The 21,972-nt window shown below is 44.1% G+C and carries 20 protein-coding genes; 8 read left to right on the forward strand and 12 right to left on the reverse strand.

Translation table 11 applies throughout. The features are described 5' to 3' along the window. Nucleotides 1–31: 31 nt before the first annotated feature. The 6 genes from D1614_RS05890 to D1614_RS05915 all read right to left on the reverse strand — a co-directional run bounded on the left by D1614_RS05890 (nucleotide 32) and on the right by D1614_RS05915 (nucleotide 5,354). Complete coding sequence (locus D1614_RS05890; RefSeq protein ID WP_119436983.1) at nucleotides 32–1,198, reverse strand: carcinine hydrolase/isopenicillin-N N-acyltransferase family protein; 1,167 nt, start codon at nucleotides 1,196–1,198, stop codon at nucleotides 32–34. A gap of 34 nt (nucleotides 1,199–1,232) precedes the next feature. Next, nucleotides 1,233–1,754: a Crp/Fnr family transcriptional regulator gene (locus tag D1614_RS05895; RefSeq protein WP_119436984.1), complete on the reverse strand. Its 522-nt coding sequence runs from the start codon at nucleotides 1,752–1,754 to the stop codon at nucleotides 1,233–1,235. Between the two features lie 172 nt (nucleotides 1,755–1,926). Continuing rightward, nucleotides 1,927–2,493, reverse strand: coding sequence for an IS200/IS605 family transposase (tnpA, locus tag D1614_RS05900; RefSeq protein ID WP_241558086.1), 567 nt, complete (start codon nucleotides 2,491–2,493; stop codon nucleotides 1,927–1,929). Between the two features lie 274 nt (nucleotides 2,494–2,767). Next, a complete protein-coding gene (locus tag D1614_RS05905) occupies nucleotides 2,768–3,208 on the reverse strand; it encodes a hypothetical protein (RefSeq protein ID WP_162304425.1) in 441 nt (146 codons plus the stop codon). Nucleotides 3,209–3,448: 240 nt separating this feature from the next. Beyond that, entirely contained in the window at nucleotides 3,449–4,489 is a 1,041-nt protein-coding gene (locus D1614_RS05910) for a hypothetical protein (protein ID WP_119436986.1), read from the reverse strand. Nucleotides 4,490–4,970: 481 nt separating this feature from the next. After that, nucleotides 4,971–5,354 (reverse strand): HU family DNA-binding protein, encoded by a 384-nt coding sequence (locus D1614_RS05915; protein ID WP_119437413.1) that lies wholly within the window; start codon nucleotides 5,352–5,354, stop codon nucleotides 4,971–4,973. Nucleotides 5,355–6,187: 833 nt separating this feature from the next. On the opposite strand from D1614_RS05915, the gene D1614_RS05925 reads away from it, so the two are divergent. After that, on the forward strand, nucleotides 6,188–6,853 hold the full coding sequence (locus D1614_RS05925) for a transaldolase family protein (RefSeq protein ID WP_119436988.1): 666 nt from the start codon (nucleotides 6,188–6,190) through the stop codon (nucleotides 6,851–6,853). Nucleotides 6,854–7,268: 415 nt separating this feature from the next. Then, a complete protein-coding gene (locus D1614_RS05935; protein ID WP_119436990.1) occupies nucleotides 7,269–7,625 on the forward strand; it encodes an arsenate reductase family protein in 357 nt (118 codons plus the stop codon). A 16-nt stretch (nucleotides 7,626–7,641) separates the two neighbouring features. On the opposite strand, the gene D1614_RS05940 is transcribed toward D1614_RS05935, so the two are convergent. Continuing rightward, nucleotides 7,642–8,313, reverse strand: coding sequence for a peptidase associated/transthyretin-like domain-containing protein (locus D1614_RS05940; protein ID WP_119436991.1), 672 nt, complete (start codon nucleotides 8,311–8,313; stop codon nucleotides 7,642–7,644). A gap of 259 nt (nucleotides 8,314–8,572) precedes the next feature. Between D1614_RS05940 and D1614_RS05945 the strand changes: the two genes are divergently transcribed. Both D1614_RS05945 and D1614_RS05950 read left to right on the forward strand, forming a co-directional pair. After that, nucleotides 8,573–9,589, forward strand: a complete 1,017-nt coding sequence (locus tag D1614_RS05945; protein WP_119436992.1) for a pirin family protein — start codon at nucleotides 8,573–8,575, stop codon at nucleotides 9,587–9,589. Between the two features lie 155 nt (nucleotides 9,590–9,744). After that, a complete protein-coding gene (locus D1614_RS05950) occupies nucleotides 9,745–12,411 on the forward strand; it encodes a YncE family protein (RefSeq protein ID WP_119436993.1) in 2,667 nt (888 codons plus the stop codon). Here D1614_RS05950 and D1614_RS05955 read toward each other — a convergent pair. Together D1614_RS05955 and D1614_RS05960 are read right to left on the reverse strand one after the other, a co-directional pair. Then, the gene (locus D1614_RS05955) at nucleotides 12,408–12,935 is read right to left on the reverse strand and encodes a DUF6265 family protein (protein ID WP_175579268.1); all 528 of its coding nucleotides are present in this window, start codon (nucleotides 12,933–12,935) and stop codon (nucleotides 12,408–12,410) included. The two genes, D1614_RS05950 and D1614_RS05955, sit on opposite strands and share 4 nt — an antisense overlap. 30 nt (nucleotides 12,936–12,965) lie before the next feature. Next, complete coding sequence (locus tag D1614_RS05960; RefSeq protein WP_119436994.1) at nucleotides 12,966–13,802, reverse strand: VOC family protein; 837 nt, start codon at nucleotides 13,800–13,802, stop codon at nucleotides 12,966–12,968. Between the two features lie 208 nt (nucleotides 13,803–14,010). Between D1614_RS05960 and D1614_RS05965 the strand changes: the two genes are divergently transcribed. Beyond that, entirely contained in the window at nucleotides 14,011–15,015 is a 1,005-nt protein-coding gene (locus D1614_RS05965) for an aldo/keto reductase (RefSeq protein WP_119437415.1), read from the forward strand. Between the two features lie 507 nt (nucleotides 15,016–15,522). Then, nucleotides 15,523–17,310 (forward strand): translation elongation factor 4, encoded by a 1,788-nt coding sequence (lepA, locus tag D1614_RS05970; protein ID WP_119436995.1) that lies wholly within the window; start codon nucleotides 15,523–15,525, stop codon nucleotides 17,308–17,310. A 67-nt stretch (nucleotides 17,311–17,377) separates the two neighbouring features. Here lepA and rprY read toward each other — a convergent pair whose 3' ends face one another. The 3 genes from rprY to purN form a co-directional block, all read right to left on the reverse strand. Next, nucleotides 17,378–18,067: a response regulator transcription factor RprY gene (gene rprY / locus D1614_RS05975; RefSeq protein ID WP_119436996.1), complete on the reverse strand. Its 690-nt coding sequence runs from the start codon at nucleotides 18,065–18,067 to the stop codon at nucleotides 17,378–17,380. A 2-nt stretch (nucleotides 18,068–18,069) separates the two neighbouring features. After that, entirely contained in the window at nucleotides 18,070–19,611 is a 1,542-nt protein-coding gene (locus D1614_RS05980; RefSeq protein WP_119436997.1) for a sensor histidine kinase, read from the reverse strand. 103 nt (nucleotides 19,612–19,714) lie between these two features. Beyond that, nucleotides 19,715–20,284, reverse strand: a complete 570-nt coding sequence (gene purN / locus D1614_RS05985; RefSeq protein ID WP_119436998.1) for a phosphoribosylglycinamide formyltransferase — start codon at nucleotides 20,282–20,284, stop codon at nucleotides 19,715–19,717. 184 nt (nucleotides 20,285–20,468) lie between these two features. On the opposite strand from purN, the gene D1614_RS05990 reads away from it, so the two are divergent. Together D1614_RS05990 and fabF are read left to right on the forward strand one after the other, a co-directional pair. After that, a complete protein-coding gene (locus D1614_RS05990; RefSeq protein WP_119436999.1) occupies nucleotides 20,469–20,705 on the forward strand; it encodes an acyl carrier protein in 237 nt (78 codons plus the stop codon). 24 nt (nucleotides 20,706–20,729) lie between these two features. Continuing rightward, on the forward strand, nucleotides 20,730–21,971 hold the full coding sequence (fabF, locus tag D1614_RS05995) for a beta-ketoacyl-ACP synthase II (RefSeq protein WP_119437000.1): 1,242 nt from the start codon (nucleotides 20,730–20,732) through the stop codon (nucleotides 21,969–21,971). The last annotated feature ends 1 nt before the right edge of the window (nucleotide 21,972 follow it).

Raw genomic sequence — 21,972 nt, forward strand, 5'->3', positions numbered from 1 at the left:
AGGAGGTGCCTTTTTAGTTGCCTATGGCCGGTTATTTCAATTTAAATTTAAAATATTCGGTTCTTTCCTGTTTGTTATTGTCTTCTTTTCTGTAAAAAGATACTTCCATCGTTCTTTGATTGCAATCATATACGTTGTGGTAAATGGTTCGTACTGCAACCGGAGGAGGAGTTTTATACATTTCCTGCCGAACAAATACCTTTGAGTTTATCTTTTTAATCGAGTCATTAGAAACTTTTCCTCTGTAAGTACCGATCTCTTCACTCAGTGTTTTATACCGGGCAAATGGGCACGACAAGTCATTGCTTTTGGGGAATGTGTAGATTGCAGGGTATTTATACAAAGGGAAATTGGTGAGTATCTGTATTTCCGAATTTCCATCCGTGAAAAAGTCCTGATTGTGTTCAATTGGATATTCCCAAACAAACGAATTTCCGAATTTATCTGCTATTAGTAAGTGGGTTGGCAAAATCATCCGAAAGTGTTTATTACACAAAAGCATTTCTTTTGCCTCATCAACTGTCTTGCAATTGTCGAGCAGTTGCTGAACAACAAGCATTTCATTAATACCCACTCCCGAATCCATGCCTGGCTTGTAGGCGTCTTCGTTTAGAACATCGCCATGCAGATGAGTTACCACCAGCCCTTCAGCGTTAATCCCATCCAGAGCCAAGCCATACAATTCGAAACAAAACATTACCAAAGAAGAATATCCTTTATCAGGATGCAACTCAAGAACATAGGGCTTCCCCATTATTTTGGTGCTGCTTTTTTCAGTTGTATCACCAGGTAGCAGAGGAGTGCGAACGAGTTCCAGATCGGCATTTCGGCTTATTATCCCAGTCTCCGTTTCAGTAGAACAGGGAGGGTAGTATACCGCCGAACACATTGGAAAGGCTAATGTGATGCCAAAACAGGAATAATCGTGTTCAGCCTGTTGAATATCTTCGCCAAAAGCATTGGCGAAACCAGCCATTCTGTCGAAATGTGCCGGGTAATTCTTTTTTAAGTAAGTGTACTGAGCATCACGTTTGGTGGTTGACGACCATTTGGGCATTTGCAGCGAATGCCTGTTTTTTGCGAGTTCGCCAAGCTTATTTCCAATCCCGAAGTTTGTTCCGGACAAGCGAATGTGTTTTACGTTTGCATAATCGCCTTGTTTGTCATGTAGGGTAAACTCTTCAAATTTTAAAGCCATTTTTTAGGTACAAAAAAATAGAACCTCAGCTTAGTTATCGTTTACATTTGTTGATAAATTGCTTTCGTGCCCTACTTAGCTGAGTAGGCGTAATTCCTAAAAAACTGGCGATATAGTAATGTGGTATTCGATTTATCAGATTAGGATACTCTTTCAAAAAAAGCTCATATTTTTCTAGTGAATCCAAATTCTGAAGGGCGACTAATCGTGACTGCAACTGTATGTTTAATTTTTGAAATGCCACGGTAATTACTTCGGTAATATCCTGGTCTTTGTTGAGGTGAGACATGACAGCCGAATAATCAGCCATTAAAACTTCACATTCATCCAATGCCTGGATCGAAACCGGGGCATTCGCATTGGGAATATAGCTTCCAATTACCATGTCTCCTTCCCGGTAAAAATGCGTTGTAATTTCGTTGCCATCGTCATCGGTAACAAAACCCCGCATTACACCTTTCATTAACCGGCCTATCCTTGTACACGGATTTCCACATTTCAGAAAGAATTCCTCATTTTGTATGGTCTCAATATTATGAAGAGATTCTATAATCATTCTTGGCAAACATAGTAAAATGTTCCAACACTAAAACACTCTCAGTTTTAAACGACCAGCACCAAAGGTTCGAAAGCACAAACACAGGGCAACGCCCTGTGTGTGCCAGCATCCCCCAAATATTCCCGAGGCTCTGAAGGAGCCAAAGTCTGTTCGCAGAAGAAACGACAACTCAATCCCACAGATAGCGTTCATCAAAATCCACCTTGTACTTTTTAAGAAATGCACGATATTCTTCCTCAAATGTCCTTACCCGATGATGCTCGTGTTGATTGATGATGTACTGTTTCACCACATCTACTTCCGATGGATTCACCGAAAACACACCATAACCCCGCTGCCAGTAGAAATTTTCATACTTCGTATCAATCGATTTTATCCATTTCGAAGAGTTCTTCTTTAACGCTTCCAGCAACTCTGCCAATGTGGTTTTTCGTGACAAGGTGCACAATAGGTGTACATGATTTTGGTAACCACCTATCTGAACGGGGAAACATTCCAGGCCTTTGCAAATGCCTCCCAGGTAATCGTAAAGACGGTGTTCAATGGCCGAATCAATTCTGTTTTCCCTGTTTTTTGTGCTGAAGGTGATGTGGAGATAAACTTTTGCTAAGGATTGAGGCATAATAATAGTGGGTGTTAATGGTAGCGCCCCTTCAGGGCTGATTTCATTGTTCATCAATACTCTCAGGGCCTTGCCCCGAGCTTTTGCCAGAAGCCCTTTGGGCTTATTTCTCACAAGGATAAATATAATGATATGTGCAATAAGCTCCTACCTTTCAAGGCAACATCATAATTTTACTTCGGACCCATTGCAATAACATTTGCACCCCGGCTGCTTTTAACACTCCAGCACCAAAGGTGCGAAAGCACAAACACAGGGCAACGCCCTGTGTGTGCCAGCATCCCCCCAATATTACCCGGCTCTGAAGGAGCCAAAGCCTGTTCGCTCAGAGTTCCACACATCTTTATTTTGTTGCAGCACACAAAGTTGTTAAGCTACAAATCCATGCCTACTCTTTTACGAGCGTTATGCTTTCGTATTCTAACTCGGGACCTAAAACCAGGATGCTGGAAGATTTTAACGTATAATTATAGGTAACACAATAAGTCAACACTCTGCCCGAATCACCTGGTTCAGCAAAATTCGAATCCAGGCCGATCTTCCCCTCGAAATTTATGGTAGTTAAATCAAAAGAGTATTCTCCCTTCGCGTATCCATAACCCGGGCAGCCTTCACAGGGATCTCCGGGTTCAACCACATCCGTCCAGGATTCTATTTTTATGAAAAAGCTGTCTTCCCGGAACACAAAAGTGTGGTTTGTGCCAGCAAACTGAATCAGGTCTTCAGGCTCTTTCTCCACCCACTTTCCTTGTAACATTGACGTTTCCAGCAGGGGCTGATCATCATCTTTACAGCTCAACAAAAGAGTAAGGCACAATACTGGTAACATGATTTTTACCAATCGAACGGGGATCTTTAATCCGGAAATTTTTGTTGTTTTCATCATTGGGTTTAAATCATTTGACGGTTTATTCTTTCATGAATCGCATTTTTTTGTGTCTTCCCAAATGTGAGATAACTCTGAGAGCAGATCAGCAAAAGGAAGTTCCCCGAACAAGCACGCGAGGGGACTCGCGCGGGAGCGGGGAGCGGGGGTTCGACGCTCCAGCTTATCAAACCGCGACAATCTTTATTTATTATTCTCAGTTTCAATCACAGCTGTTTTCCCATCATTACTTATAACCGCTTGTGTGCTGTTTTTTTTACTCAAGGCAAATGTTATTCCTGAAGTAGGAAGCATCCATCCTTCTCTTACAAAATGAACAGTATTTTCATGAAAGTCAGTGGAAATATAATAGTCTTTTTCATCTAACCCTCCAACATACCTATCAACTTCATATGATTCTGGATAGATTAAAGTTAGATTAATATCCCTTGATGGATAAGCCATTGTCCAAGAATACAACTTGTTCTCAGACATTGTAAACTCTAACTCTACGAAAACTTGAACTCCATCAATTGGCTCCATAAACTCTTTGATGTCAATATTATATCCTTGTGCGTCTTTTCCGAAATCTTTAATCTTTATTTCTCCTACTTCCTTAAAACCATCTTCACACCTTTTTCCTTCAGAACAAGTACAGCTACTCCTATCTTCCTTATATTTAGGACATTTAAAAGTGCATTTCATTTTTTTTGCCTCAAGCATTTCATCTTTTCTCCATGTCCAAATCACATTTTCAATTTTCTTATCACCTACAGTTTTTAACGTATAAGACATCTTTTCTTTATAATATAATACTCCTGGTCTATCTTTAACTTCTGTAATATGACAATTGCACGCAATATGCTCCCTAAAGGGTGAATTAATTAGATGCTCAATGCTTTCTTGCATAAAGTTTAAAAAAGAACCTTCCTTATCAATTCCTGTTTCTTTATATCTTGATTTTAGAATGTCTCTCTGCACCCCGATTAGTTCTTTGTCACTTAAGTTCTCAAGGTATTTTCTATCAAGTACGATTTCCTTTAATCGTTCACCAAAATAACTTCTCCAATCTGGCATATCTATTAAAGATGAGATTATACCAAGGCCAATAATAGTATAACCTAATCCTGTTACAAAACTTTTAATATTAGGGTAATCTGCTACATCAATTGAATTACCAATAAGCCATGCAACTGTCCCAAATAGGATGAAAATAATTCCTGATAACAATGGCGTTTTTTTCATATTTTCTAAATTTTAGGTTTATTTACTTAGATTTCTCATCTCTCGGTTAAATTTGTACACAACGTATGTGTATATGCATTACATCTATTCCACTATTCAAACTACTATTCTATTTCAACTCAAACTTCCGCTAAAACAACCCTTTGCCCGTTTATTACTAATTACAAACGTTTAAAAGCATTTACAATCCGAAATTATCCGTTAATGGTCCAAGGGTGGCAAATCTCTCGCTGCTGTTCGTTCCGGGTGTCACCGAAGGTTCAGCCACTAATTTAATAAAAGAATTGTTTCGATTGCGCTCCGGGTAAAACTTTAACAAACAGAGATTAAGGGCTAAAGCCCCTCTTTGCGGAGGCCTGCCTGCCTCTTTTTGATTTTGTGCCTACGTTTTCAGAAAAAACACACGTCTTTTTTAAAAAAACACGCTACATTTTTGGAAAAACCTAGCGTGTTTTTTTTGTGCTTCTGAAAAGCCCTGTTATCAAGCCTTTTCGTACTTCAGCATTTTCAGCTGGTTTTTGAGCTCAACACCGGGTGAAAAAACGGTTCGGGCCGACTTAACCGACTTCGCACTTACCTTTTCCGGAGTCTCTTCGCCGTTGCTGGCGATGCTGATCCGCAGGCTTCCCAGGTCGCCCAAACGAACGATCTGTCCATCGGCCAGCGCGCTTTTCATTACATCGACCATGGCATACAACACCGCGCGGATATCGGCACCACTCACCGTACTCACTTTTTCGATACTCGCGGTCAGTTTGGGCAGCGTCATATCGCCGGTTGTTTGCGCCGAAGCATAGTACTTTTTCACGCCACCACCGGCTACTCCGGGCTGGCCTTTCTCAATAACTTTAAATTTGATTGCCATAACTGTATGGTTTTTATGGTTTAACATTGCCGCCCTGGGGGCGGGTTAACTATTACAAGTGCCGGAAAATCCCGGCCCATTTTCATCTTACATCCATAAAAGTGCACACATCGGGGTATCGAAAAGCTTGTATTGTTTTATGATCCGGAGAATATGTGCCCGCTAACTAACATTCGCTCAAAAGGTTATTAATGCATTGAAGGTAATTATTTTATGTATTCAAGTCAAGGCCTTACAACATCTTTGTAGCAACGATACAGGCATGTCAGGTTTTCTTCTTAATCCAGAACGAAAGGAAGTTGTCGCTGGCAGGGAGTTTACCCTCTCTCCTGTCCCCGTCCGACCAGGTCATTCGGGTGGATCTCCCTTCGCGGAAGGGAAAGACGATCAGCCGCTACAAGCAAAAACAAACCACAAAACCTGGGGTCAACTACAGGCTAATCGTCCTTCCTTGCTTGCAGGGAAGGAGAAGAGGATGGGTAGAACCACCCAACACTCGATTGTCTTAATCGATTCTGAAAACTGAGCCAGTATGCCACCCCGAACCCTAAACCAACTTCCGACATACCCTCTCTCCTGTCCCCGTCCGACCAGGTCATTCGGGTGGATCTCCCTTCGCGGAAGAGAAAGACGATCAGCCGCTACAAGCAAAAACAAACCACAAAACCTGGTTTCAACCAAAGGCTAATCGGTTTCCGCATCTGAAGAAAAAGTAAACTTTCTCAGTTTCAGTGTCAATTTATTCTGAGTTCGGCAAACTTTGCTAAACTTTGCATCCTTATTTCGAAGAAACCAATAGACGTGTCAAACCCCACCACAAAAAGTAAGTGATTATGATTTACATGGCAGATACGGCTGATATAGCAGCCTTGAAACATCTATACGAGTTCTTTCCGCTGGAAGGAATAACCACCAATCCAACCATTCTGAAAATGGCCGGGCAACCGCTTTCGGTAGCTGTCGACCAGATCAAGGCGATTGTGGGCGACGGGATGATCCACATCCAGGTAATGAGCGAAAATGCCGACGACATTGTGCGCGAAGCCAAGAAATACAAAACGTATTTTGATTTGGGCGATAACTACTACACCAAAATTCCGGTAACACCGCAGGGTTACAAGGCAATGTCGATATTGAAAGACGCCGGAATAAATGTAACCGCCACCGCCATTTTCACACAGCAACAGGCGCTGGTAGCCGCCAAAGCGGGGGCCGATTTTGTGGCACCGTACGTAAGCCGTCTGGACAACATTTCGTCGCACGGAATTGACGTGGTGGGCGACATTGCCAAAAACATTATCGAGTACGAACTCAACACCAAGGTGCTGGCGGCGAGCTTCAAAACCGTTGACCAGATTTACCGCGTAAGCATGAAACGCGCGCACTCGGCCACCATCAGCCCGGAGATACTGATGCAGCTGATCAAACACCCGATGACCGACATCAGCGTAAAAACCTTTTTGGAAGACGGCCAGGGCTTGTACGACGTGGAGTTTTAAGCGATAGCAAAGCATCGTATTTCATAGCTGTTTCCGGTTAAAATTAGTTATAGCCCAACAGATTGCTTCACTGCATTCGCCATTACGGTGTTGAGCGTCATTGCAGACACCATCCACTTTTTTAGAATGAGCATAATGAAGTGATGACAGGTAGATTATATTTTTCACCCCCCGTTTCGGCCACACTCCGCTCAGCGGAGCTGTCGGCCTCAACTGTCCCCCTACTCGTAGGGGGACGGCTGGAGCCGGTGGCTTCGAAGAAGTGCCGGAGTAAGCCGGAGGGTACAACAACACTTCTTTTTCTGTCGCAGACAGCCCGATGTATCGGGAGAAGCAATCTTGTGGATCAACCGGACACCCATGCATTTTTTTATTCAGCACCTGCTGCTTATCTTTCCGCTTCAAAACAAGTAAAATGAAGCGGAAAGTTTATTTTTTATCCACCTGCGATACCTGCCGGCGAATTATGAAAGAAGTGGGAGTTGACGACAGCTTTGAACAGCAGGACATCAAATTCTCGCCCGTAACCGAAGAACAGGTGGAGCATTTCCACCGGTTTACCGGCAGCTACGAAGAGCTGGTGAACAAACGCGCCCGCAAACTGAAAGATGCGCTGGCCAAAGCCCCGGTAAAAACCGACGCCGACTACAAAGCACTGCTGCTAAGCGACTACACTTTTTTGAAACGCCCCGTTTTTGAAATCGACGGCGAACTCTTTATTGGGAACGCAAAAAATACCGTGGAAGCCATAAAAGCGAAACTGAAAGCGTAAAGCAGGGACGTTTCGTTTAGCTCTTTTCCTTCACCAGCTTATTCCGGCGCCACACATACAGCCCCCAAAACAACAGCATACCCAAAGGCAGCACAATCTTTAGTGAAAAGGGATAAGCCGAGAAATGCGTCAGGTAAACCGGGCCGTTAAGCGGGAAGAAACTTGCGATACTGCCGTCGGTAACCGATAGAAAAAACGTGGGATTGAGCAGCAGGATACCGAAAATCCACAGCACTTTTCTTTTCAGCCCTTTCCGGAAAACCACAAACAACAAGGTGAGCACATTGAGCAGCGAAATCACATACATATTTATATAATACATCGTGGAAACCCAGCATCGGTCAACCAGGCCGTCAGCTTGTGCCGTTTCCGTTCGCTCCATTTCAATCAACATATTCTGCGGGTCTGCTTTTGCCGATCGAAAAGAAACGTGCTTGCTTTGGTAGCCTTCTTTCGTCAGCAACATCTCCAGCGCACCGGCCGAACCGTGCATCACCTTGCGATAGGAATAATACCCGGCACTGTCGGTGTAAACCGTATCGATGTTCTTCATGTTGATTTTTACCTCACTTAGCGGCTGGCGGGTTTCCTTGTCAATCACCTGTCCTTTCGATGAAAACAGGGTATCGCACGAAGTCAGCACCAAAAGCACAAAAACGGGAATAAGAAAGCGGTTCAGGATCTTCATGTAATCGGTTTTAGTTTATTATTGGTTTTATGATTGCTTGCTGCCTTGCAAGCAGGTTTCTAATTTAACGGAAAGTCAAGCACTTCACAACCGTTGCTGCTATATTAGACAACATAATTTTATACAAAAGCGGACGATTGTTTTTTATTCCAATTAATTCTCCGCTAAAACAAAACCCCGCGGCGAACAATCATTACGTCCCCATCGTTTTGATAGTACGATTTGCAAAATGGAAGTTCAGAACAAAACACCGTAAGCGATGACAAGTAAAATAAAACGCATCCAGCGACTTGGTTTTCCGTGGGCCACACTCGATCCTTTCCTGTTTTGTGTCCACCACCTCGATCATTACCCCAAAGCCAACAACGAAATGGGGCCCGCCGCCTCGTTACAGGGGCGCAACATCGGTAACGACTTTGTAACAAAAGATGGCTGGCGCATGTACCACGGCGATAAAGTTCCGGGATTTCCGGCACACCCGCACCGTGGTTTCGAAACCGTTACCTTTGTTTTGCAGGGCATGGTGGACCATGCCGACTCGGCAGGCGGCGCCGGCAGATACGGCAACCGCGATGTGCAATGGATGACTGCCGGCAGCGGCTTGCAACACTCGGAGATGTTTCCTTTGCTGGATGAAGAAAACACAAACACCACCGAGCTTTTTCAGATTTGGCTCAATCTTCCGGCTTCAAAAAAAATGGCAACACCTGCTTATAAAATGCTTTGGAGTGAAGAGATTCCGGCCCCGGTGTTTAAAGACGCGAACAACAGGAAAACAACCGTTGATGTGGTGGCAGGTACTATCGCCGATGTTCAGGCTGCGGAACCGGCACCCGATTCGTGGGCATCCGACAAAGAACACGAAGTAGCCATCTGGCAGCTGACCATGGAAGAAAACGCCTCCTGGGAGATTCCGCTTGCAAGCCCCGAAGTAAACCGGATGTTGTATTTTTTTGAAGGCGATTCGATAACACTCGAAGGCCAAACAATTGAACCGGAACACGCCATCGAACTGGATGCATCGCAGCAGGTGACCATCGAAAACGGAACAAAGAAAAGTCGCCTCCTCATTCTTCAGGGGAAACCGATTGGCGAACGGGTGGTTCAGTACGGGCCTTTTGTAATGAACTCGGAAGCTGAAATTCAGCAGGCCTTTAACGATTACCGAAAAACGGAATACGGCGGCTGGCCATGGCCACGCACCGACCAGGTTTTTGAAAAAACGAAAGGCCGCTTTGCTCACTTTTCTGACGGAACGGAAGTTATTAAAGCCTAAATCAGAAGCACTTTTTTACTTTTTCAATAAATTCAGTCAAATCACTATTACAGCAAAGTCTCCGGAGTAAAATAAATTTACCTTCGCAGTTATCAAGAAATGAATGCTTTGAAGCCAAAACAAACAAATACCTTTACCAACCAACAAGTTCAAAAATGAAGTTTTTCGTTCCATCTCTGCTGATTCTATTCTTTGCCGGCTTAGTCCTGAACGGCACGGCACAAACTAAAAAAGACAGAAAGCAACAGGCCAAACACCTGAGTGCATTTGAGCAGGAAACACTCACCGACGACCATTTGCCGGTACTGATGCCGTACAACCGGTGGATCGATCCGGCAGGCGAACAGCTTTATTTTGGCGATTCCAACCTGGAAAACCACGCGCTTGACTGTGCCGCATCTCCCGATGGCAAGTGGGTAGCAGTGGAAGGACGGTATTCCGTAGTGATCATATCAACCGGTAAAAACAAAATCGTTGAACGTATAACGTTGAAAGATTTAATTGGTGAAAGTGTGATGAATACTTTTTCGGGAATCAGCTGGCACAACGACGAACTTTTTGTCAGTGCTTCGGGACGTGGAAAGTCGTATCTAATAAAAGCCCACTGGAACGGGCACAAGTTAAAGTTGGTTGATAAATACAGCTTTGATGCCGTGGCGCCTGCATCTTCGGCACTTCCCAACGAACTGGCAGTGGAAAAGGAAAAAGGATCGACTGTGTTTTATGTGGCTTTAAACGGCAACAATCAACTGGTAAAACAAAATGCCGAAACCGGCGCTGTACTCTGGACTGCTGCAACCGGTGTCGCGCCCTACGGAGTGGTTAAAGCCGCCGGGAAAATATATGTGACCAACTGGGGAGGTGCCATTCCCGATGAAAACGATAAAAATGTGGCAGGCGTTCCGTGGGGCTCGGCAAAAGTGGATCCGCAAACGGGAGCTACCCGCGAAGGAACCGTCTCGGTTTTCAACCCGGAAACCGGTACTTTGATCAGCGAGATTATCGTAGGCCTCCATCCCAACGATATCATCACCAGCCCCGACGAACGTTTTGTATACGTGGCAAATGCCAACAGCGACGCCGTTTCGGTAATCGACACAAAAACCGACAAAGTAGTGGAAACCATTCCGGTGAAGCTGGGGGAAGAAAAGAATCCTTACTTTGGAGATTCACCCAACGGTTTGGGAATCACTTCGGATGGAAAGACACTTTACGTCGCCAACGGAATGGACAATGCACTGGCTGTGATTGAACTTGGCAAAAATGCGTCGTCTGCCTCCAAACCGGCAGAGAGTAAGATCGCCGGTTTTATCCCCACGGGAGCCTACCCCGGAGGCGTTTGTGTGTTGAACGACTCGTATTTGTACGTGCCCAACATTGAGGCAGAAGGCGCCCGCATTTCCAGTGTTTCAGAAGAGAGCGGACTTAAATCCTACAACAGCCACCGGATGATGGCTTCGGTTTCTGTTATTCCGGTTCCAGAAAAATCGCAACTCGCTCAATACACCGAAAAGGTAAAAACCAACAACCAGTTTTTCAGAGTTGCCTTGTCGAAAAAACTTCCGAGGAAGAACATTGCCCCCGTGCCGGTTCCCGCCCGAATCGGCGAACCATCGGTATTCAAACACGTGGTATACATCATCAAGGAGAATCGCACCTACGACCAGATATTGGGAGACATGCAAGAGGGCGACGGAGAACCTTCGCTTTGTAATTTTGGAGAAGAAGTAACACCGAATACACATAAAATCTGCCGCGACTTTTTACTGCTCGATAATTTTCACGCAGCCGGAAAATGTTCGGCTGAAGGGCACCAGTGGACCGACATGGCCATTGTTACCGATTATGTGGAAAAGAACGTAAGAGCGTGGTTCCGCAGTTACCCGCATGTACAGACCGACGCACTGGTTTACGCCCCCACCGGGTTTATCTGGGACAATGCACGCAATCACGGAAAGAGTGTGCGTATCTACGGAGAAGCTTGTGTGCCGCAATTTGACAAAGATGCCAGCTGGACATCCATCTACAACGGTTTTAAAAACGGAGAAAAGTTTGAATTTACCAACCACACTACGATTGCGCCGGTGGAAGGCATTTTAAGTGAAAACTATCCGGGATACGACAGCCACAAAATACCGGATGTACTGCGGGCCAAAGTTTTTATTGATGAATTAAACGAATATGAAAAAATGGAAGGCGACCAATGGCCGGAACTGATGGTAGTGGCGCTTCCAAACGATCATACCGGCGGAACACGCCCGGGATTGCCAACGCCACGAGCCATGGTAGCTGATAACGACCTGGCGCTGGGTCAAATTATCGAAGCCATTTCGAACAGTCGTTTCTGGGAAAATACCGTCGTTTTTGTAACTGAAGACGATTCCCAATCGGGATGGGACCATGTTTCAGCATACCGCACCGTAGGGTTGGTTGTTAGTCCGTACACCCGTTTGGGTGCTACCAACCACACCAATTATAACCAGGTTTCGATGGTACGCACCATTGAGCAGATTTTGGGAATTCCGCCGATGAACATTCAGGATGCCACAGCCATGCCCATGTTTGATTGTTTCGCCACAACACCTGACAATCGCTCTTTTGCGTCGGTCCCCAATAAAATTCAATTGGATGAAATGAATCCCGATCTGTCGAAACTAAGCGGAACAGCACTTCACTTTGCAAAAAAAAGTATGCACCCGCAGTTTGACCGCGTGGATGCCGGAAACGATGCTCTTTTTAACCGGATTATCTGGTCGGCCACGATGGGAGATAAACCTTATCCCGCAAAGTACAGCGGGAAAGACGACGATGACGACGATTAATAAAGGGACGTTCCACCTTTAAACCGGTGATAGTTAAAACGCATTTCTTCTTTTTCCCCCTTTTCTTCCAGTACCACGTATAAGTTGATTTCGTCGTGCGATACCTTTTCAAAAGTAAAACCATCGAAATACACTTTCCCCGGTTCTACTTTTACCAGTCTGAAATCCACGGTCTCATCTTTCTCTTCCCAGCCTTTCAAATCTCCGCGAAAATGTTTGAGCCGCAGGATAAGTGTTTTATTTTCTTCCGACAAGGTACACAACTCATAAAACTGCACCTGGCTATCAACCACCAGCTTAAAGGCACACATCATGGAACCTCCCAGCGGCGGCGTCCACACTTCTTCCACAATTCCGCCAAATGCTTTCCCCTGCCAATGTCCTGCCACAAAATCGAGGCATTCGAGCGTCGCTTCCGGACTACCGGCTTCGTCATTGTAAGTCAATGTATTTTCAAACTTTTCCTGCGAAACCAGAGTCAGGCTAAAAAACGCTGCCATTAAGGTAATCAGTAAAATCTTCATAAAAGATAGTTTTAAACTATTTGGAAATTTTCAACTCACATCCAGCTTATCGATCTCGAACTTGCGCATATTTCTATATGACTCGAAAACCCGCGCGGCTTTTTCCGGATCACTCATCAGTTGATTCAGAATTTTCGGAAACACCTGCCACGAAACGCCAAATTTATCTTTTAACCAGCCACACATGCTTTCCTCCCCTCCTTCTGTCAACTTCTCCCAGTAATGGTCGATCTCCGTTTGATCTTCGCACTCAACCACCAGCGAAACACCTTCAGTAAAGCTGTACTTATGTTCTCCAGGCCCGTCCATCGCAATCAAATCAGCTTCGTTCAGGGTAAATTCCGAATACAGTACTTTACCTTCGTTATCATCTCCTACCGGGTATTTCTCCATAACCGGAATGGTAACTCCTTCAAAAATACCGGAATAAAATTCGATGGCTTCGGCAGCTTTCCCGAAAAGTTCTCCGACAAAAAGCATCGACGGAACAATTCTTTGTTCTCCGTCTTTTCGCCCTGAAGACGAAATTTGCCAGGTCATTCCAAAACGGTCCTTCAACCAGCCGTACCTTTCGCTCCACGGATAAGTACCGATAGGAATAAGAACACTTCCCTCTTTTACCAGTTCATTCCAAACCCTGTCGGTTTCTTCCACCGAATCGCAAGTGGCAAAAAGCGAAATCGCGGGCGTAATTGAAAACATAGGCCCGCCATTTAACGCCATGTGCTTCTTTCCGGCAAGTTCGAAAGTAACCGCTACGGGGCTTTGGGAGATAATACGCGAGTTCTTAAACAAGGAACAGTAAATTGAAGATGCTTTCTGCGCCTGATCGTCAAACCAAAGACAAGGATAAACGGGTGTAGTCATAGTTCTGTTTTTGTACATCCGCCACAATAATGCCCGGATGTGAGTTTATTTCAGCAATATATGGAAAAACAAAACAGCGAGAAAGAGGGGCTATAACAATTGAAGACCTGCTAATTAGTAAAATGTTTTATGGAAATAAGGCCCCGATTCAGAAGAATGGAGTATATTGAAAAAGCTTTATCAGAATGAAACCAAAATCTTAAATGAGATGAACGACAGAAGAACCTTTCTAAAATCGCTGGCAGGCCTCACGGCCGGACTAAGTCTTGCCCCGTCGTCTTTTGCAAAAGAAAATAATTCGGATCGTTTGGGAGAGGTTCTCCCTAAGCGCAAACTCGGGAGAACCAACGAATATGTAACCATGCTCGGAACTGGTGGCTATCATGTTGGCTGGACAAGCGAGCGGGATGCGCAGGAGATCATTGAAGCGGCCCTGGAGGGCGGCGTTCGCTTTTTTGACACAGCGGAAAGCTACTCAGCTGGAAGGAGTGAAGAACGTTATGGAAAATACCTCACACCGAAATACCGCGACCTGGTTTTTCTGATGACCAAATCAACCGGAAAGGATGCCAAAACCGTGAGAGAGCACCTGGAAGGTTCCTTGCGCCGATTACAGGTTGACCAAATTGATCTCTTCCAGGTACATGCTGTTTCAACACCTCAGGATGTGGACAACAGGATTTCCAACGGCGTATTGGACGTTTTACAAAAAGCCCAACAGGAAGGAAAAGTAAAGTACCTCGGATTTACCGGGCATCAAAATCCGTTTGCCCACAAACGGATGCTTGAAAGAAGTGCAGAAAGCAATATGTTTGATACCGTACTGATGCCGGTGAATGTGCTGGACCACAATTATTTCAGCTTCACCCAAAATGTTCTTCCGGAGGCCATGGAACGAAACATGGGAGTTCTGGCAATCAAATCGCTGGCCGACGGACGCTTCTTCGCCAGTAAAAAAGAAGCGGGCTGGACTACGGAAGACCCTCTCATTCCGAATTACCTGAGTATTAAGGAAGCCATGCATTTTGTTTGGTCGTTGCCTGTAACAGTGCTGATTTCGGGAAATGAAAATGCCACGTACATGCGGGAGAAAATCGCATTGGCACGTTCGTTTACTCAACTCAATGCCGAAGAAAGATTGGCACTGATTGAAAAAGTAAAGGAAATTGCTTTAACAGGGAAGATAGAATACTTCAAACAGAAAGAGTCGTAAAAAAGAAAATCCCGGGGTCAACACCCCGGGATCAAAACTAAACCTAACTAAACCAAACTTATGAAAAAACAGCAAATTGCTGTGAAGTATCTTTATTGTTTCTAAAAAAACTGTTTTCTGTCTGACAGTTTAATTGTTTTCATGCTGAAAAACATTTTACAATTTCCGTGCCAAAAGATATTTTCGATCCTGTTTTATTAGAATGTGATTCGTTTTTAACAGTTTTTCACATCTTGCCGACTTACTATCATTTCTTTCAAGAACGTATCAATGCACATCACAAAAGTCGGACCTAAACAGGGGTCCAAATCTTAATAAATCCTAAAAAAGAGAACGCAATACAGGACCCCTGATCTCCGGACATCGTATCATCTTATAATAAAACCGTTTAGCTGCGCCAGAAAATTACCTAGCCAGCTATTTAGACACATTGTAATCTGAAAATTTAAATATCTTTGCGGCAAATCAAGAAAGCCTGCTTTCGAAAAGTTTATAATGGTTTAGTAAATGGAAAACATACGTAATTTTTGCATCATCGCACATATTGATCATGGGAAGAGTACCCTTGCCGATCGACTTTTAGAATTTACCAAAACGATTGGCGAGCGTGAGATGCACGCCCAAGTACTTGACAGCATGGATCTTGAACAAGAGAGAGGCATTACCATTAAAAGTCATGCCATTCAGATGGACTACCAGTATGAAGGCAAAGATTTCAAACTAAACCTGATTGACACCCCCGGACACGTTGACTTTTCTTACGAAGTTTCGCGGTCGATTGCTGCCTGCGAAGGTGCTTTGCTGATTATTGATGCAACGCAGGGAATCCAGGCACAAACCATTTCGAACCTTTATCTGGCCATTGAGCACGACCTGGAAATTATTCCGGTGTTAAATAAAATGGACCTTCCCAATGCCATGCCCGAAGTGGTGGAAGAGCAGATCATTGACCTGATCGGCTGTGACCACGAAGACATTATTCGTGCCAGCGGAAAAACCGGAGAAGGCGTTGAAGAGATCCTGCATGCCATCATTCATAAAATTCCTCACCCGAAAGGAGATCCCGATGCGCCATTGCAGGCATTGATCTTTGACTCGGTTTTTAATTCGTTCAGAGGAATTATTGCCTACTTTAAAATCAGAAACGGCCAGATCCGTAAAAAAGACATGGTTAAGTTTGTGGCTACCGGTAAACAGTATGATGCCGACGAAGTAGGTGTGCTAAAACTCAGCCTGCACCCAAGGGATGTCTTGGGGCCGGGAGACGTAGGCTACATTATTTCCGGAATAAAAACCGCTAAGGAAGTTAAAGTTGGAGATACCATTACGCATGTTAGTAAACCTTGCGACAAAGCCATCGAAGGTTTTGAGGAAGTAAAGCCGATGGTATTTGCAGGAGTTTACCCGATTGATGCGGAAGATTATGAAGACCTGCGCGCAGCAATGGACAAATTGCAGCTCAACGACGCTTCGCTGACATTTGAGCCGGAATCGTCAGCAGCGCTTGGTTTTGGGTTCCGCTGCGGATTTTTGGGGCTGCTACACATGGAAATCATACAGGAGCGACTGGAACGCGAGTTCGACATGAACGTTATTACCACTGTTCCCAACGTTTCGTACCAGGTACACCTTAACGACGGGACTACGCAAACGGTTTACAACCCCTCCGGAATGCCTGCCGCAAGTACGATTGACGAAATTGATGAGCCCTACATCCGGGCCAACATTATTACGGCGTCCAATTTTATCGGCTCGGTTATGACACTTTGCCTGGAAAAGCGAGGAGAACTGGTTAGCCAAAATTACCTGACCGCCGAGCGTGCTGAATTAATTTTCAATATCCCCCTGGGAGAGATCGTTTTCGACTTTTACGATAAATTAAAAAGTATATCAAAAGGTTATGCTTCGTTCGACTACCATATGAACGGGTACAAACCGGCGAAACTGGTTCGTTTAGATATTCTGCTGAACGGCGAAATGGTAGATGCACTTTCAACCTTGATCCACTTTGACAATGCGTACAACTTTGGGCGTCGCATGTGCGAAAAACTAAAGGAATTGATCCCCCGTCAACAGTTCGATATTGCCATCCAGGCCGCAATCGGAGCAAAAATCATTGCCCGTGAAACCATTAAGGCCGTACGAAAAGATGTAACTGCCAAGTGTTACGGAGGGGACATTACCCGTAAACGAAAACTGCTGGAAAAACAGAAAAAAGGCAAAAAACGAATGAAACAGGTTGGAAACGTGGAAGTTCCGCAAAAAGCCTTCCTTGCTGTACTTAAATTAGATTAATACTTCAAACGATATACAATGAAAAAGCCCGGGAGTTCCGGGCTTTTCCATTGTATATGATAGGCTCTTACATGATCAGTTTATAACCTTTTCCGTGTACATTTATAATCTCTACGGTTGGTTCGTCTTTCAAATGCTTGCGAAGTTTGGTAATGTAAACATCCATACTTCGGGCATTAAAATAGTTGTCATCGATCCAAATCGACTTTAATGCGTAGTTACGCTCCAGAACTTTATTGGCATTCTGGCACAGAAGCTTCAGCAACTCCGACTCTTTCGTTGTCAGTTTTACTGATTCTTCGCCTTCAGTAAGCGTCTGTTTCCTGGTATCGAAAGTAAAACGCCCCAGCGTAAATACTTGCTGTGCTCCTGACTGACCTTCCTGAGAAGTCCTCCGCAGAATGGCTTCAATGCGCATAATGAGCTCTTCCATACTAAAGGGCTTAGTAATGTAATCGTCGGCACCAATTTTGAAACCTTCCAGCACATCTTCCTTCATGTTTTTTGCCGTCAGGAAAAGTACAGGAATATCTGCATTTACAATCCGAATGTCTTTGGCCAGCGTAAAGCCATCTTTTTTGGGCATCATAACATCCAGAATACAAATATCATAATGCTCTTTCATGAAACCTTTGTAGGCTGCTTCTCCGTCTGGATATAAATCAGCATCAAAGCCTTTGGCAATCAGGTATTCTTTTAACAACAGACCTAAATTCTCATCATCTTCGGCAAGTAATAATTTTGTTTTTTGTTCCATGGTTAATTATTTATTTGTGGGAAATAGATTTTAAACTTCGTCCCTTTGTTTAAAGCACTTTCAACCTTTATGGTTCCGTTGTGCAAATCCACAATTTTTTTCACATAACTCAGTCCCAACCCAAAGCCCTTTACATCGTGTACATTTCCGGTAGGAACCCTGTAAAAGCGATCAAATATCTGATCATGGTGTTCCTTCCCAATTCCTATGCCATTATCCTGTACCGAAATCATTACCTGATTCTTCCGGTTTTCTGTTCTCACCCAAATCTCAGGATTTTCCCTGCTGTATTTCATCGCATTATCCAGCAAGTTAAAAATAACATTGGTAATATGCACTTCATCTCCTTTTATTACAGCATCCTCTGCCATAATTTCGGTATGCAGTACTCCATTTTTGTTTTTTACCCGAAGCTCGAAATTGGAGGTAACCGTCTCGATCATCTTGTTCACATCAAATTCCCGAAGCTTCAACTTTAAGCGACCTTCGTTAAACACAGCCATCTGAAGCACCTTTTCCACCTGGAAACTAAGGCGTTTGCTTTCCTGAAAAATCACCTTCGACACATGCTCGATGGTAGACGGAGTATTTGCAATACTACCGTCCTGCAACATTTGGCTTGCCAGCGAGATTGTTGAGATCGGCGTTTTCAGCTCGTGCGTCATATTATTGATAAAGTCGTTCTTGATATTTGAAAGTTTTTTCTGCCGCATAATGACCAAAATTGCATAGGCAAAAATGGCAATTAGTAAACCAGTCAGAATAATAGTAGGTATAATAGTCAGTCCGGTCTGTCGAAACAAATAACGTTTCCGATGCGGAAAATAAACGTTTAGGTAATTAGGTTTTGGGCCGTAATAATCGTTCTGAAATAACAGCTGAGGATATTCTCCCCTATTTTTAGGATTATAATCACTATCACCAAAAAGAATGGTCTCTTTAGCCATGGTTGAATTCTTGATGGCATATTTGTATTCCAGATCGATCCGAAATTGTGCCATTGCCGCATCCAGGAAAGCTTTTACCCGGGTTGAATCAATGCGCTCCTCAAGAGGCATATCTTCCAGCGCTATCTTGTAATTCCACCAATCAGCGTTACGCAACCACTCTTTCCTCCGGCGTTGTTGCTCCAAACTCTGCTTCATAAAGCCTTCCACTCCCATCATCGAAAGAGAGTCAGAGGGGTCGCCAACCTGAACTTCGTATTGCTCTTCAAAGCGGCTAATAACTCCCTGATTGGAATAACTGAGACTAAAACTCAGCGTTCCTCTTGCCGGACTGTTGTAGGGAAATACATTTCCAAGTTCTTCTCTTTTCCCGTTCATTCCGGGAAGTTCTCCCCGCCGCGCATACTCCCTCGCCAATCGTTGCTCATCTAAATCCAATTGAATAGCAACCATGTTCAGCGCATTTTGCACCAGCTGGTCAAACTGCTCCTCCCGGATATCTGAAGCAGACTTGATCATAGTAGTCTGTACCAAAATCAAACCTGAAAGCACAATGGCCATCAGCACAATTAGCGTTATCAGCATTTTACGACTCATGCTCCAAATATAAATTGATTAAAAAGCCCTGATTTCGCCCCTTAACATTATTTAACAGGATATGTTAAATTGTAGAATTTATTAACCACCAGCCCTGTTTTTCTTACTTTTCGCTTAACACCTGTGCAATTACCTGCGGGAAATACCGGTACTCCAGCTCATGCACCTTTGCAGCCACCTGCTCTGGCGTGTCTTCAGAAGAAACCGGACATTTAGCCTGAAATATCAGTTTCCCTTCGTCGTAGTTCTCGTTCACATAATGGATAGAAATTCCCGATTCCTTGTCGCCGTTTTCCACCACAGCCCGGTGAACATTCATTCCGTACATTCCTTTTCCTCCGTATTTAGGCAAAAGTGCCGGGTGTATATTAATAATTGGAAAAGACGAAACCAGGCTTTCGGGGATCAACCAAAGAAATCCGGCCAGCACAATCAGGTCCACTTTACGTTCTCTTAACGTATCCGCTACCGTATCAGTTTGGTAGAATTTTTCACGGTCAAACACAAAGGTATCCACCCCAAAATTACGGGCACGCACCAGCGCGTAAGCATCGGCTTTGTTCGACCACAACGAATCTACCACAACATCCTTGCTATCAGCAAAATATTTGAAAATATTTTCGGCATTTGTACCCGATCCGGAAGCGAGAATTGCGATTCTTTTTTGACTCATTTTTTATTGTCTATTTTGATTTCGAACTTTTAAACAAATAATTCAAATTTAGGCATTTAGGGTGTAAGATACTTGCCGTGTTAACATCTTTTTTAAAGATTTTCTTGGAAATTTCGAGCGTAAATGTATTACTTTGCAGCGAATTATTTAAAACAAAAATTAGTATTAATTAAAATTAAAAGTTATGTCTGACGTTGCAGCAAAAGTAAAAGCTATAATCGTTGATAAGCTAGGTGTTGACGAGAGTGAAGTAGTTCCTGAAGCTTCTTTCACCAATGACTTAGGCGCTGATTCACTTGACACCGTAGAATTAATTATGGAATTCGAGAAAGAATTCGATCTTGCTATTCCGGACGACGAAGCAGAAAAAATTTCTACTGTAGGTGAAGCAATCGCTCACATCGAATCTGCCGTTAAGTAATCTGACACATATTATTTTTCATTTATGGAATTAAAACGGGTAGTAATAACCGGTGTTGGTACCGTTAATCCATTGGGTAACTCCGTTCAAGAGTACTGGGAGAACCTGAAAAAAGGAGTGAGTGGGGCCGGTCCCATAACTCACTTCGATGCTTCGAAGCATGTTACTCAATTTGCTTGTGAAGTAAAAAATTTCGATCCTCTTCTTTACATTGACAAAAAGGAGGTTCGCAAACACGACTTGTTTACACAATACGCGTTTGCGAGCACTGCCCAGGCCATTGAAGACAGTGGCCTCGATTTGGAAAAGGTTGACGGTGACCGGGTTGGCGTTATTTGGGGAGCCGGAATTGGAGGCCTGCAAACTTTCCACGAGGAAGTTCGCGCCTACAGTGAAGAGCGACCACGCTTTTCACCGTTTTTTATCCCGAAAATGATTGCTAACATTGCCGGAGGACTGGTTTCTATCAAGTACGGATTCAGAGGTCCGAACTACACCACTGTTAGTGCGTGTGCTTCTTCCACCCACGCTATTATCGATGCTTTTAACATGATTCGCATGGGAAAAGCAGATATGATAGTGACCGGGGGTTCTGAAGCTGGTGTGAACGAAGCCGGAGTGGCTGGATTTAATTCCATGCGCGCACTTTCAACCCGCAATGACGATCCTAAAACTGCTTCGCGTCCTTTTGATAAAGACCGCGACGGTTTTGTTATTGCTGAGGGCTCTGCTGCATTTATTCTTGAAGAATATGAACATGCAGTAAGCAGAGGTGCTAAGATTTATGCAGAAGTTGCCGGAGGAGGAATGTCAGGAGATGCTTTCCATATGACAGCACCCGATCCCGACGGAAGAGGCGCCAGCCTTGTAATGAAATGGGCATTGGAAGACGCGGGAATAAAACCCGAAGATGTGGACTACATCAATGTTCACGGAACGTCGACTCCCTTGGGAGACATTGCCGAACCAAAGGCGATTATTAAAACCTTTGGAGATCATGCTTATAAACTTAGCATCAGTTCTACCAAATCAATGACCGGCCACCTTTTGGGAGCTGCCGGAGCGGTAGAAGGCCTTGCCAGCATTTTAGCCATTCAAAATAGCATTGTACCCCCTACGATCAACCATTTTACTGACGATCCTGAGATCGACAGCAAGTTGGATTTTACATTCAACAAGGCCAAGGAAAGGGAAATTAAGTTTGCTATCAGCAACACCTTTGGTTTTGGTGGTCATAATGCTACTTTGGTTTTCAAAAAATTTTAGA

The organism is Maribellus luteus (assembly GCF_003576475.1).
Taxonomy (GTDB): domain Bacteria; phylum Bacteroidota; class Bacteroidia; order Bacteroidales; family Prolixibacteraceae; genus Draconibacterium; species Draconibacterium luteum.